Source organism: Streptomyces sp. NPDC052236 (assembly GCF_044548015.1).
Lineage (GTDB): Bacteria > Actinomycetota > Actinomycetes > Streptomycetales > Streptomycetaceae > Streptomyces.
The window spans coordinates 20,296-31,962 of the sequence record NZ_JBIUBL010000028.1; the positions used below are offsets into that span (position 1 = coordinate 20,296).

The following is an 11,667-nucleotide window of genomic DNA, read 5'->3' on the forward strand; positions in this document are numbered from 1 at the left end:
GCGACGCCTCGGCAGACGGCGGGACGGAGCCGCTGACCGGTGTAAAACACTCACTCACTGAGCACATAGCACTACTGGATGATCTCGTAGATCTCCTTGTAGCCGGATTTCGCATTGCTGTTGAAGGCGTCGATCAGAGCCTGGGCTTCCGCGTCCGGGTTCTTGTAAAACTCCCGCTCCAGGGTGAAGTACTGGTCGAGGCTATCGAACTCCCACTGGGCAAAGACGGTGTCCATGGGGCCCGTGTAATCGACGTAGATCCGCCGGTTCGTGCAGCCAGCGTTCTCCAACACGCCTGAGAGCGTCTTGAACGCCGCCACGATCTCCGGCGCCTTTCCGCGCTCGGCCTGGTAGACCTCGCGAAGCATGTACATGCCGTTACTCCTCCCGCCTGAGCAGCACTCAATGGGACCGGAGCCACGCTAGCCCGGCCGAGCCGCGGTCGCAGTCCGGGCGCGGCATTCGGGCCACCGACTATCGGGAAAGGCATAGCGCCCGTGATGCTGACTCTTCACACACCGGGACAGGGTTAACACCGGTCGAGCTGGTGGACTCGGTGCTGGCCCGTATCCCGATGACGCGCTACATCCAGGCGACCCAGTGGGGGCTGACGGTGCCCGAGGCGACCGCCTACCACGAGCGAACGCTGCGGACGGTGCCCGAGCTGTACGCCGCCGATGTCCGCGTCCTGCTGGAGGCGGGCGAGCTCATGACCGCCGGGGACTACTTGCGCGCCCAGCGCGCTCGCACGCTCATGCGGCAGGCCTGGCTGCGCATGCTGGACACGGTCGACCTGATCGCCGCGCCGACCGTGCCGCTCACCGCTGTGAAGGCCGGCCAGTCCACCGTGACCTGGGGCGACGGGACGGGCGCGTCAGTGCCCGAGGATCTGCGCGAAGCGTTCGGTGCTGATGTTGCCGCCGGAGAGGATGACGCCGATCCGCGCGGGTACGGGGCTGATCCGGCCGGACAGAAGAGCCGCCAGCGAGGTGGCTCCGCTGGGTTCGAGGACGGTCTTCATGCGTTCGAAGGCCATCCGCATGGCGTCACGGATCTCGTCGTCGGTGACCAGGGCGATCTCGTCCACCAGCCGCCGGTTGATGGAGAAGGTGAGTTCGCCGGGGATGTCGGCCGCCTGTCCGTCGGCGATGGTGCGGGGCACCGGCACGGAGACCCGCCGGCCCGCTTCCAGCGACCGCTTCGTGTCGTCCCCGCCCTCCGGCTCGACGCCGATCACGCGGATGCCGGGCAGCAGCGCCTTCGCGGCGGTGGCGCTGCCGGCGATCAGACCGCCGCCGCCGACGGGCACCACCAGGGCGTCGAGTTCGCCGGCCTTCTCGATCAGTTCCAGGGCGGCGGTGCCCTGCCCGGCGATGATGTGCGGATGCTCGTAGGGCGGTATGAGCGCCAGGCCCCGGTCGGCGGCCAGCTTCTCGCCGATGGCGACCCGGTCGCCGGTGTAGCGGTCGTAGGTCACGACCTCCGCGCCGTAGCCGAGGGTCGCCTCCACCTTGGAGCGCGGTGTGTCCTCGGGCATGAGAATCACGGCGGTGGTGCCCAGCTCCCGCGCGGCCAGGGCGACGGCCTGGGCATGGTTGCCCGAGGAGTAGGCGGCGATCCCCTTGGCCAACTGCTCCGGGGACAGGCGCGACGCGGCGTTGTACGCGCCGCGGAACTTGAAGGCGCCGACGCGCTGGAGGTTCTCGCACTTGACGAGGACCTCCGCGCCGACGAGGTCGTCCAGGGTGCGCGAGCGCAGCACGGGTGTGCGGTGCGCGACGCCCTCGATGCGGGCGGCGGCGTCGCGGATGTCCGCCAGAGTGACCTGCGGGATCTCGGCCTCCGCCTCCGCCTCGGCCTCGGTGGCGGTCTTGGCCTCGGGTCCGGTCATGCGTGTGCTCCATCCTGGTCGTCGGCATGGTTGCCCTGGTCGGCCTGGTTGTTCTGGCCGGTGGACCTGGTCTTGGCGAGGTAGCTGTAGGCGGAGGCCCGGGAGATGCCGAGCCGGTCCGCCACCTGCTGGGCGGCGCCGCGCACGGCGAACACTCCGCGATCGTCCAGGCTGCGGAACAGCTCCAGGCGTTCGGCGCGGCTGAGTTCGGACCATGGTTTGTTCTGCCGCAGCTGGTGGGTGTCCACGATCGCGTCCACCACGGAGTCGATGTCGTTGCCGAAGGTGGTCGTCGGAAGCGCGGCGGCAGTGGCCATACCGGCGAGTTCGCCGATCAGGGTGTGTGCCTGGTTCACGGCGGTGATGTCGAGGTTGACGCACAGCGCTCCGAAGACGGTGCCCTCGGAGTCGCGCAGGAGCATGGTGGACGACTTGACCAGCTTCCCGGATCGGGTGCGGGTGAGGTAGTTCAGCTCGTCGGCGGCCTCGTCGCCCCTGGCCAGGAGACCCATGCCGATCTCGCTCATCGACCCGCCCACCGTGCGCCCGGTCACCGAACCGGCGATGGCGACGACGGAACTCTCCGGCCGGCGGAAATCGTGGACGAGCACCTCGCAGAAAGAGCCCAGGGTCGCGACGATGCCGTCCACCACGGGCGTGAGCGCGGCGATGATCGCGTCCTGCTCCTCGATCGCGCCCTTTTTCTCCTCAGCCTTCTCCTCAGCGGGCACCGGGTGCTCCCGCCGGAGTCCGTACGCGGGCGAGCGCCTCGATCTCGACGCAGCCGCCATAGGGCAGCGCCGCCGCCCCCACACAGCTGCGCGCGGGGCGGGGACCGGAGAAGAAGCTCTCGTACGCGGCGTTGAGCCGCGGACGGTCGGCGATGTCGGTCAGATAGGCCACGACCTTGACCACGTCGCCGCGGGCCGCGCCCGCTGACCGCAGTGCCTCGTCGAGGTTGGCGAACGCCTGCGCGCACTCGGCCTCGAACCCGCCCTCCACCAGCACGCCGGGCTCGCTCACCCCCAGGCGCCCGGACACCGCCACCAGGTCACCACTGCGAAAGGCCACCGAATAGGGGTGCTCGTCCAGCTGCTCCACTGTCGCAGGGCCGGCATCCGGCCGTACATCCGTCATCTGTCCTCCCAACGGGTGCCGCGGGCCGCTCACGACCTCGGCCCACCATTCACTCTGGACTAGAATTACAGCACCCTGGACTAAAATTCCAAACCCCGCCCGAAGGTGAACCGCGCGGTAACGCCCCGATCGTCTCGGCGTACGCGGCGGTGGCATCCAACAGCCGTACGGGCAGCGCCCGCAGACGGCGCGTCGGACGCGCTTCACGGCGCAAGCGCTCCGGCTTGACCTGACTATTCGCTTAGTAAATAGTGACGCGTGTGTCCACGTCCCACATCCTTCTCGGCCTGCTCGCGCCGCACCCGCTGCACGGGTACGAGCTGAAGCGAGCGCACGACCAGCGCCTGCCCGGCGCCCGGCCGCTCGCCTACGGGCAGGTTTACGCGACGCTCAACCGGCTGGTGCGCGACGGCCTGGCCTCGGAGGCGGGTCAGGACCGGGCGGGCGGCCCCGATCGCACGGCGTACGAGGTCACCGACGTCGGCCGCCGGTCGCTCGCCGACTGGCTGGGCACGCCCGAGCCGCCCGCCCCGTACCTGTCGAACATCCTGCTCGCCAAGACGGTGGTCGCCCTGCTCGTCTCCGACGAGGCCAGTGCCCGCCGGCAGCTGTCCGCGCAGCGGGCCGCCCACCTCGCGCGGATGCGCGAACTCACGGCGGTGAAGACGGCCCCGGGCTCCACCGTCGCCGAGGTGCTCGCCGCCGACCTGGCCATCGCTTACCTGGACGCCGACCTGCGGTGGCTGCAGACCGCAGCGGACCGCGTCGCCGACCTGCGCCTGGAGGTGCACCGATGATGATCGAAACCCGTGCCGTGACGAAGTCGTACGGACCGAGTCCGGCCCTGTGCGGGCTCTCGCTCGCGCTGCGGGAAGGAGAGATCGTCGCCGTCACCGGGCCCAGCGGCTGCGGCAAGTCGACGCTGTTACACGTCATGTCCGGCATCCTGCGCCCGGACGACGGGGAGGTCCGCTACCGCGGCGCCCGCATCGACGACCTGAGCGAGGCCCGGCGCTCCCTGCTGCGGCGCACCGACTTCGGGGTGCTGTTCCAGTTCGGCCAGCTCGTGGCGGAACTCCCGGCCGTGGAGAACGTCGCACTGCCGCTGCTGCTCGGCGGAACCGGGCGGCGGGAGGCGACGGCGCAGGCGGCCGACTGGCTGGAGCGGCTCGGCGTGGCCGAGCTGGCGCGGCAGCTGCCGGGGGAGATGTCGGGCGGCCAGCAGCAGCGGGTGGCGCTCGCCCGCGCCCTGGTGACCGGGCCGAAGGTGCTCTTCGCCGACGAGCCCACCGGCGCGCTGGACAGCCTCGCGGGGGAGCTGGTGATGGGCCATCTGGTCCGCGCCGCCCGCACCCAGGGCACCAGCGTGATGCTGGTGACCCACGACGCGACGGTCGCCGCCTACGCGGATCGCGAAATCCGGCTGCGCGACGGCGTGGTGGAGGGCGACGACGGCGTACTCGACGGGGCCTTCGTTGCCACGGGGACCTCCCGGTGAGCCCACTGACCACGCTGCGCCTGTCCATGGCAGGCACCCGCTCGGACCGCGTACGCATCATCCTGACCGCGATCAGCGCGGCGCTCTCCACGGTGTCGATGCTCTGCGCGGCCACGGTGACCGCGGTGGCCCCCTCCCAGGCGGTGCGCTACACCAACGACCTGCTCAACGAGAGCGGACTGCGCCCGGGCGTCGCGCTCGCCATGGTGCTGCTGACCGTTCCGGCACTGGCCCTGGTCGCCCAGTGCAGCCGCCTCGGCGCGCCCGCGCGCGAACACCGGCTGGCCGCGATCCGGATGGCCGGGGCGAGTCCGCGCCAGGTGATCCGGATCGTGGCGGTGGAGACAGCACTCGCCTCCGTCCCCGGAGTCGCCGCGGGAATCGGGGCGTTCCTCCTCGGCCGCGTCCTGCTCGACGCCCCCGACGCGCAGGGCCGCCGCCCGCTGCCCACCGATGTGCTGCCGCACGCCGCCGCCATGACCGGCATCGCGCTGGGCGTGCCGCTGATCGTCGCCGCACTGACGGTGCTCACCCTGCGCCGGGCGGCACTCACTCCGCTCGGCGTGGTCCGCAGGACCCGGCGCGCCCGGCCCCGCATCACGCCCGGCGTGCTCATCGTGACCGGCCTCGGCGCCTGCGCGCTGGTCGAACCGGCGCACGCGTACTTCACCCGCCACCCGCAGACCAACGACGCACCGCTGCTCGTCACCGGAGGGCTGATCATCGTCGGCGTCCTCGCCGTCGGCATCGGCGTGGTCACCGGCACGGGCTGGATCACCCACACCATCGGCCGTGTCCTCCAGCGCTACGCCCGCAAGCCCGCGGGCCTGCTCGCCGGCCGGCGCATGACGGCCGACCCCTGGTCGGGCAGCCGCACGTTCTCCGCGCTGCTCGTCGCGCTGGTCATCGGCTCGGCCGCGGCCGGCCTCGCCGCGCTGACCGTGGCCTCGGTCTCGGCGCAGCAGGAGAACCTCCGCCGCTTCGCCGCGCTGGTGGGTGAACCGTACGAGCCGGAGGGCACCGGCCTGTACGAGCGGGCCTACGAACTCGTGGGCTACGCCTCGCTGGTGGCCCTGGTGATCGCCGCCATGGGCCTCCTCGTGGCGCTCGCCGACACGGTCCTGGCCCAGCGGCGCGCGTTCGCCTCGCTGATCGCCACGGGAACGCCCCGCGGGATCCTGGCCCGCGCGATCGCCTGGCAGACCCTGACGCCGGTCGTCCCCGCGGTGGGCCTGGCGGTCCTGGCGGGCGTACTGCTGCCCCGCTTCGCCGTCCCCGACGCGAAAGACACCATGGACATGGGGACCTGGCGCTGCTCACCGCTGCCGGGCGACAGCGCCTCCGCGTGCGAGGACCAGGCGTACTCGCAGGCACACGGCGTCGTGGTCAGCGCGGAGAAGGTACCCGTCACCGTGCATCTGCCGTGGGAGCAGCTGCTGCTGCTCGCGGGAACGGCGATCGGCGCGACCGTGGCGATCACTCTGGTCGCGCTGCTGTTCCTGCGGATGAGTACGCGTGCCACGGAACTGCGGACGGCCTGAGGGTGTACGAGGGCGGCGGTGCGCTGGGGGATGTACTGGAGGCCGCGCGGGAGCGGGCGTTCGTGGGCAGAGTCGGTGAACTGGCCCTGTTCCGGTCGGCGTTGGCGGGCGATCCCGGATCGTGCCCGGTCCACTATCTGCACGGACCCGGAGGTATCGGCAAGTCGACTCTGTTGCGTCGGTTCGCGCGTGAGGCCCGCCGGGCCGGGCGTGCGGTGGAGGTGGACGGGCGGACGGTCGTCCCGACGCCTCAGGGTTTCGCCAGGGCGGTCGGGGAGGCGGTGGGGGAGCCGGGCCTGGTACTGATCGTGGACACCTTCGAACACTGCCAGGGCCTGGAGAGCTGGCTGTACGAGCAGTTCCTGCTCGGCCTGCCGGCGGGCAGCGTGGTGGTGATCGCCGGACGCCGCGCGCCGGATGTCCGCTGGACCTCCGATGCGGGCTGGGCGGACCTGCTACGGGTCACGGCTCTGCGGAACCTGCCTCCCGAGGATGCCGCACGGCTGCTGCACGCCCGGGGCCTGGGCACCGGAGCGCACCAGGCGCTGCTGTCCTTCACCGGCGGCAACCCGCTGGCGCTGACGCTGGCGGCGGCGGTAGCCGCGAGAGAGGAGGCTGCCAGGGAGCAGGCTGTCAGGGAGGAAGGAGTCACGTCCGGCTGGAAACCGAGCCGGGATGTCATCGCCACCCTGCTGTCCCAACTGCTGGGCGACATCCCCAGCGTGGCACACCGCAGAGCGCTGGAGATCTGCGCCCACACCTATGTCACCTCCGAAACGCTGTTGCGTGCCCTCATGGGGGAGGAGGCGCCCGAGTTGTTCGCCTGGCTGCGCCAGCAGCCCTACATCGAGCCGACGGACGCCGGTCTCGTTCCGCACGACGTGGTCCGCGAGGCACTGGAGGCGGATCTGCGCTGGCGGGACCCCGAGGGTTTCGCCGACATGCACAGAACTGTTCACCAGTACGTTCTTGACCGGCTCCGCGCCGCACCGGAAGAGAAGATGCTCCCGGCCACCAGCAGCCTGCTCTACCTCTACCGCAGGGAGGCTTCGGCGAACTTCCGCAAGTGGCGCGAAGGGGGCCTGGTCGAGGACGGGTTCTACGAGGAGGCCGACCGCGGACGCGTACTGGAGCTGGCGGAGATCGCCGAGGGCGCGGAGTCAGCGGCCATCTGCCGCTTCTGGCTGGACCGGCAGCCCGAAGGGTTTCGCGTCTACCGCTCCACGCACACCGGCGAGATTGTCGCGTTCTTCGCGTGGTTGCGACTGCGGGAACCCTCGGACCCCGGCATCGACCCGGTGGTCGAGGCGGCCTGGGCGCATGCACGGTCCACGGCACCGCTGAGGCCCGGCGAGCACATGAGCATGTCGGTTTCCGCTGCTCACTTCCCAGACCGGTTTCTTGCTCAGAAGCGGTCCCCGCGGAGCGGATGGTGAGTAGTGAGCGTGTCGTCAGCTGCGTGCCACCGCGGTACGACGGGTACGGGTCAGTCCCGGTCCACCGTCCTCACGCGCGCGAGATCGATGGCCCGCTGAGGATCGGGCGTGGGCACTCCGTCCAGCTCGTACGGCATCACCGTGTCGAGCAGCGGGAGCAGGCCGAGAAGTTCGTCCCCGCTCGGAACGGCACGCGGGGCACCCGTCGAGGTGCGTCTCCAGGCGTTCACACTCCGGCCCTTCACCAGTGCTGAGCAGCTGCGTGGCAAGGGCGATACGGGCGTGCTCGCATTCCACAGGATCCTCCGAAACCGATCCGTCCAGCCGTCGCCATGGCCGGTGCGTGCGGCGGCTTGCTGTTGTGCTGTGAGCTGTGCTGTGACGCCGGAGTGCGCCCCACTCTACGGCTGCGCGACCGCTGCCGGACCCGGGTCCGGGTCCGGACCGGCAGAATCCACCGCGGTGGCCGGGCGCGGGACGGCGAGCAGGAACTCGGCGCCGCGCTCGTGGAGCGTGATGGCCTCCGCGGGCGCGCCGGACTCCAGCAGCAGCACCGCACCCGCCCGACTGTTCACGTCCGGCGCACCGGCGCACCGGCGGAGAACCGGCTGTCCTGGGCTCCAGCCGTTGCGCAACGGAGTTGGACGCGGCATCTCGTGACATACAGGTGATCTGTCTGCCGCGCCGGGGGCGGGTGGCAGACGCCGGCCGGTACGGTGACCGGCCGGCGTCGGGCTCACTAGCCGCGGCTCTGGACGAAGCGCAGCATGTTGCCCGCGGGATCGCGGAAGGCGCAGTCGCGAACCCCGTACGGCTGGTCGACCGGCTCCTGCAGCACCTCGGCGCCCGTGGCGCGGATGCGCTCGAAGGTGGTGTCGCAGTCGTCGGTCGAGAAGTTCACCCCGCGCAGCATGCCCTTGGCCAGCAGCTCCGCCATGGCCTGCTTGTCGGCCGGCGAGGCGTTCGGGTTGGCGACGGGCGGTTCCAGCACGATCTCCGCGTCGGGCTGCGACGGCGCGCCGACGGTCACCCAGCGCATCCCCTCGAACGCGACGTCGTTGCGCACTTCGAGTCCGAGTGCGTCGCGGTAGAAGGTGAGCGCCTTGTCGTGGTCGTCGACGGCGATGAAGCACTGCGAAAGTTTGATGTTCATGCAGCTCACGCTACGGGCCGGCCGCGGGCTTCGCTTCTCCGTTCCTGACCGGTTCCGCGTTCCTGACCGGTCGCGTGAAGATCTTGGCGACGCAGGCCGGGATGGCCGCGCCCTCCTCATGCGGGCGCGCCCGGTACGCGCTCGGGCTCTCGCCCACCAGCTCGGTGAACCGCGAGCTGAACGACCCCAGCGACGTACAGCCGACGGCGAAGCAGACCTCCGTCACCGACAGGTCGCCGCGCCGCAGCAGGGCCTTGGCCCGCTCGATCCTGCGGGTCATCAGGTAGCTGTACGGCGTCTCCCCGAACGCGGCGCGGAAGCTGCGGGAGAAGTGGCCGGGCGACATGTGGGCCGTGCGTGCCAGCGCGGGGACATCGAGCGGCTCCGCGTAGTCGCGGTCCATCAGGTCGCGGGCACGGCGGAGCCGAACCAGATCCGGTAGCGTCACCGGACCAGCATCGCACGGCCACCCTCCCGTGCGGCCCCCGGCGCATCGCGCCGGGCGGTACACGCGAACGTGCGCCACGCGCCATGGCCAACCTCGCGGGAATGTCATGGAGTGGCGTTGCTGCCTCGTTCGAGATCCTTGAGGAACTGTCGCTGGTCGTCCAGGAATCCGCCCGCGAAGAGAGAGCGGGGGGAGAAGAGTGCGGTGAGCGTGATCTTGAGGTCCGACTGCTCGACGGACTGCTTGAGCAGTGAATGGGTCGCGTCCGGGTACCCCTTGACCGTCAATGCGCCGCCGGTGTCCAGCAGCTTGCGGTAGATGCGCTCCGTGTCGGCGGTGTCCACGTTGATGTCATGGCCTGCGAGGGTCAGCAGCACCGGTACGCCGCGCAGGGCGCGGAGGTCTCGCGTGGCGTCCGCGGTGTAGTTCTTGGAGATGAAGCCCCAGCGGTCGGCGGTCATGCCGTCCGCGTCGCCACCCATGGCCTTGCCGTACTCCTCGAAGGTCGCGTGGCGTTTCAGCAGCCGGCGGGTGGTGTCGCTCTTGGCGATCTCGGCCTTGGTGCGGGCTGCCGACGCACCGTCGGCGCGCAGCCCGGCGAGGAGGTTGTAGCGGCCCTGCTGGAGCCAGTTGATCGCGGGCGAGACGGCGATGACGAAGCTCACGGGTGTCTTGGCGGCGATCTTCGGCAGGACCCAGCCCGCCTGGCTGGCGCCCCAGAGCCCGATCCGGTCGCCGTCGATGTCCGGGCGGGCACGGGCCCAGGCGATGGCGGCGGCCGCCTCGTTGGCCCGGTCGTCCATGGACTGGTCGAGCCAGTTGCCGGGTGCGCCCGCGACGCCGGGTTTGTCCCAGGACAGGGAGGCGTACCCGGCCTTGGCGTTCGCTTCCCACATGGGTTTGTAACCGTCTTCGTGGGTGGCGTCGATGGGGCCGTCGCCGTGGACGTACACGACCAGGCCGTGGTGCTTGCGGCCGTCCTTGGGGGTGGCCAGTACGCCGTTGAGGGTGTGGCCGCCGTGGCGGATCGAGACCCGCTGCTCGTCCATGTCGTAGGAGTTCTGCCACAGCACCACACCGACGAGACCGGTGGCCACGACCAGGACCGTGACGAGTGACCACACGGCGATGCGGAGCCCGCGCCGTCGGAGCTGGATCTTTGGACACATGGGATCTGACCGCCTCTGTTCGGGTGTTTATGCACAACTGAAACTATCACTATGAGCACGATCGTAATGAGGGTGATAGTTTTGGGTTCAGGTTGTTGCAGCGAGAAAGGGAGCACGGCATGGGACTGGACGCGACGGGAACCGGCACCGGCACTGGACCGGTGACGGTCCGGCGGGGCGTACCGGCCGGAGCCGAGCGGCGGGCGGCCGAGCTGTACTGGGACGCCTTCGGCCGCAAACTCGGTGCCGCCCTGAACCCGCCGGACAAGGCGGTGCCCTTCATCGCCGCCCACCTGAACGCCGACCGCGCCGTCTGCGCACTCCTCGACGGCCAGCTCGTCGGCCTCGCCGGCTACCAGCACGGCGGGCGGGCCCTCACCGGGGGATCGGCCTCCGCCGTGCTGCGCGCGTACGGACACCTGCGAGGACTGCACCGACTCGTGCTCCTCGCCCTGTTCGAACGCCACCCGGCCCCCGGACAGCTCGTCATGGACGGCATCGCCGTGGACCCGGACGTGCGCGGCCGCGGCGTCGGGAGCCTGCTCATCGAGGAAGTGGCCGCCGTCGCGGCGGAGCAGGACTGCCGGGAGATCAGACTGGATGTGATCGACACCAACCCGCGCGCCAGGGCCCTGTACGAGCGGCGCGGCTTCAGGGCCGTACGTACCGAGCACACGCCCTACCTGCGCGGGCTGCTCGGATTCGGCGCGGTGACCACCATGCACCGCCCCGTCGAGGCGAATGGGCCGAGAGGACTGTACACACCGTGACCGACCACATCGAGATCCCCACCCGCATGCTCGTCCACGCACTGATCCGCGAGGACGGCACCGTCGGTGCGGACGAGCTGTACTCCGTCGCCAACACCCTGGGCATGAGCGACCAGCAGGTGCGGCTGTGCGTCAAACGCCTCGTGGCCGAAGGCCGGTTCACCCATGAGGGCCGAGGCCGCAAGGCGGAGCTGCACGCGACCGCGGACACCACGCGTGCCCTCGCCCCCAACGCGGACTTCCTGCGGCACGCGTTCCAGCAGGACGCCGGGCTCGCGCCCTGGGACGGTGTCTGGCACCTGGCCGCCTTCGCGGTGCCCGAATCGGCGCGCACGGCCCGGGATGCCCTGCGCGAGACGCTCGTCCACCTCGGCGGCGCCCCGCTCCAGGGCGGACTGTACGTCTGCGCCAACACCTGGGAACCGTACGTCGAAGAAGCGGCCCACCGCCTCGGCGCCCATGGCGCGCTCACCCTCCTCACCACAACGGACCTGCGCAGGGGCGACACCCAAGAGCCTGTCGAACTCGCCCGCCGCCTATGGCCCCTGGAGGAGATCGCCGACCGCTACCACCGCCTCAGCCGCGTTGCCCAGCCCCGCCTCGACCGGCTCACCGGCCCTGCCG

At 70.8% G+C, this 11,667-nt stretch carries 15 protein-coding genes and 1 pseudogene; 7 read left to right on the forward strand and 9 right to left on the reverse strand.

The window, feature by feature from the left end; genetic code table 11:
- Positions 1 to 71: 71 nt before the first annotated feature.
- Positions 72 to 374 (reverse strand): hypothetical protein, encoded by a 303-nt coding sequence (locus ACIHCQ_RS34710; protein ID WP_399671696.1) that lies wholly within the window; start codon positions 372 to 374, stop codon positions 72 to 74.
- 194 nt (positions 375 to 568) lie between these two features.
- Here ACIHCQ_RS34710 and ACIHCQ_RS34715 point away from each other — a divergent pair.
- Positions 569 to 886: pseudogene (locus ACIHCQ_RS34715) on the forward strand (amidase family protein); the annotation flags it as partial.
- Here ACIHCQ_RS34715 and ACIHCQ_RS34720 read toward each other — a convergent pair.
- From ACIHCQ_RS34720 to ACIHCQ_RS34730, 3 genes are read right to left on the reverse strand one after another with little or no spacing between them, the layout of a single operon-like run.
- The gene (locus tag ACIHCQ_RS34720) at positions 875 to 1,891 is read right to left on the reverse strand and encodes a threonine/serine dehydratase (RefSeq protein ID WP_399671699.1); all 1,017 of its coding nucleotides are present in this window, start codon (positions 1,889 to 1,891) and stop codon (positions 875 to 877) included. The pseudogene ACIHCQ_RS34715 and the gene ACIHCQ_RS34720 overlap by 12 nt on opposite strands.
- The gene (locus ACIHCQ_RS34725; RefSeq protein ID WP_399671702.1) at positions 1,888 to 2,622 is read right to left on the reverse strand and encodes a transcriptional regulator; all 735 of its coding nucleotides are present in this window, start codon (positions 2,620 to 2,622) and stop codon (positions 1,888 to 1,890) included. Before ACIHCQ_RS34725 ends, ACIHCQ_RS34720 begins: the two co-directional genes overlap by 4 nt.
- Positions 2,612 to 3,028 (reverse strand): Rid family hydrolase, encoded by a 417-nt coding sequence (locus ACIHCQ_RS34730; RefSeq protein WP_399671705.1) that lies wholly within the window; start codon positions 3,026 to 3,028, stop codon positions 2,612 to 2,614. The genes ACIHCQ_RS34725 and ACIHCQ_RS34730 overlap by 11 nt, the downstream gene beginning before the upstream one ends.
- Before the next feature lie 260 nt (positions 3,029 to 3,288).
- Here ACIHCQ_RS34730 and ACIHCQ_RS34735 point away from each other — a divergent pair, with 260 nt between their 5' ends.
- Genes ACIHCQ_RS34735 through ACIHCQ_RS34750 form a run of 4 tightly spaced genes read left to right on the forward strand, consistent with a single transcriptional unit; the run spans position 3,289 to position 7,503 of the window.
- Entirely contained in the window at positions 3,289 to 3,825 is a 537-nt protein-coding gene (locus ACIHCQ_RS34735) for a PadR family transcriptional regulator (protein WP_399671708.1), read from the forward strand.
- Positions 3,822 to 4,526, forward strand: coding sequence for an ABC transporter ATP-binding protein (locus tag ACIHCQ_RS34740; RefSeq protein ID WP_399671710.1), 705 nt, complete (start codon positions 3,822 to 3,824; stop codon positions 4,524 to 4,526). Before ACIHCQ_RS34735 ends, ACIHCQ_RS34740 begins: the two co-directional genes overlap by 4 nt.
- Entirely contained in the window at positions 4,523 to 6,067 is a 1,545-nt protein-coding gene (locus ACIHCQ_RS34745) for an FtsX-like permease family protein (protein ID WP_399671713.1), read from the forward strand. Before ACIHCQ_RS34740 ends, ACIHCQ_RS34745 begins: the two co-directional genes overlap by 4 nt.
- Positions 6,068 to 6,069: 2 nt before the next feature.
- Positions 6,070 to 7,503, forward strand: coding sequence for a hypothetical protein (locus ACIHCQ_RS34750; RefSeq protein WP_399671716.1), 1,434 nt, complete (start codon positions 6,070 to 6,072; stop codon positions 7,501 to 7,503).
- Positions 7,504 to 7,553: 50 nt separating this feature from the next.
- Here the strand turns inward: ACIHCQ_RS34750 and ACIHCQ_RS34755 are convergent, their stop codons facing one another.
- From ACIHCQ_RS34755 to ACIHCQ_RS34775, 5 genes are all read right to left on the reverse strand, one after another.
- Positions 7,554 to 7,733, reverse strand: coding sequence for a hypothetical protein (locus ACIHCQ_RS34755; protein ID WP_399671718.1), 180 nt, complete (start codon positions 7,731 to 7,733; stop codon positions 7,554 to 7,556).
- A gap of 171 nt (positions 7,734 to 7,904) precedes the next feature.
- Positions 7,905 to 8,078, reverse strand: a complete 174-nt coding sequence (locus ACIHCQ_RS34760; RefSeq protein ID WP_399671721.1) for a hypothetical protein — start codon at positions 8,076 to 8,078, stop codon at positions 7,905 to 7,907.
- Between the two features lie 164 nt (positions 8,079 to 8,242).
- On the reverse strand, positions 8,243 to 8,656 hold the full coding sequence (locus ACIHCQ_RS34765) for a VOC family protein (protein ID WP_399671724.1): 414 nt from the start codon (positions 8,654 to 8,656) through the stop codon (positions 8,243 to 8,245).
- A 10-nt stretch (positions 8,657 to 8,666) separates the two neighbouring features.
- Complete coding sequence (locus ACIHCQ_RS34770) at positions 8,667 to 9,104, reverse strand: helix-turn-helix domain-containing protein (RefSeq protein ID WP_399671727.1); 438 nt, start codon at positions 9,102 to 9,104, stop codon at positions 8,667 to 8,669.
- A 104-nt stretch (positions 9,105 to 9,208) separates the two neighbouring features.
- Positions 9,209 to 10,273, reverse strand: a complete 1,065-nt coding sequence (locus ACIHCQ_RS34775; protein ID WP_399671730.1) for an alpha/beta hydrolase family protein — start codon at positions 10,271 to 10,273, stop codon at positions 9,209 to 9,211.
- Positions 10,274 to 10,392: 119 nt separating this feature from the next.
- Here ACIHCQ_RS34775 and ACIHCQ_RS34780 point away from each other — a divergent pair, with 119 nt between their 5' ends.
- Positions 10,393 to 11,043: a GNAT family N-acetyltransferase gene (locus ACIHCQ_RS34780; RefSeq protein WP_399671733.1), complete on the forward strand. Its 651-nt coding sequence runs from the start codon at positions 10,393 to 10,395 to the stop codon at positions 11,041 to 11,043.
- Positions 11,040 to 11,667, forward strand: a 628-nt coding sequence (locus ACIHCQ_RS34785) for a transcriptional regulator (RefSeq protein ID WP_399671736.1), incomplete at its 3' end; no start/stop codon positions are given. The genes ACIHCQ_RS34780 and ACIHCQ_RS34785, both read left to right, overlap by 4 nt.

Bases quoted from the DNA above. Each gene is read 5' to 3' on its own strand.
- ACIHCQ_RS34710 (WP_399671696.1), bottom strand. From the start codon at position 374: ATGTACATGCTTCGCGAGGTCTACCAGGCCGAGCGCGGAAAGGCGCCG.
- ACIHCQ_RS34720 (WP_399671699.1), bottom strand. From the start codon at position 1,891: ATGACCGGACCCGAGGCCAAGACCGCCACCGAGGCCGAGGCGGAGGCG.
- ACIHCQ_RS34730 (WP_399671705.1), bottom strand. From the start codon at position 3,028: ATGACGGATGTACGGCCGGATGCCGGCCCTGCGACAGTGGAGCAGCTG.
- ACIHCQ_RS34740 (WP_399671710.1), top strand. From the start codon at position 3,822: ATGATGATCGAAACCCGTGCCGTGACGAAGTCGTACGGACCGAGTCCG.
- ACIHCQ_RS34765 (WP_399671724.1), bottom strand. From the start codon at position 8,656: ATGAACATCAAACTTTCGCAGTGCTTCATCGCCGTCGACGACCACGAC.
- ACIHCQ_RS34775 (WP_399671730.1), bottom strand. From the start codon at position 10,273: ATGTGTCCAAAGATCCAGCTCCGACGGCGCGGGCTCCGCATCGCCGTG.
- ACIHCQ_RS34780 (WP_399671733.1), top strand. From the start codon at position 10,393: ATGGGACTGGACGCGACGGGAACCGGCACCGGCACTGGACCGGTGACG.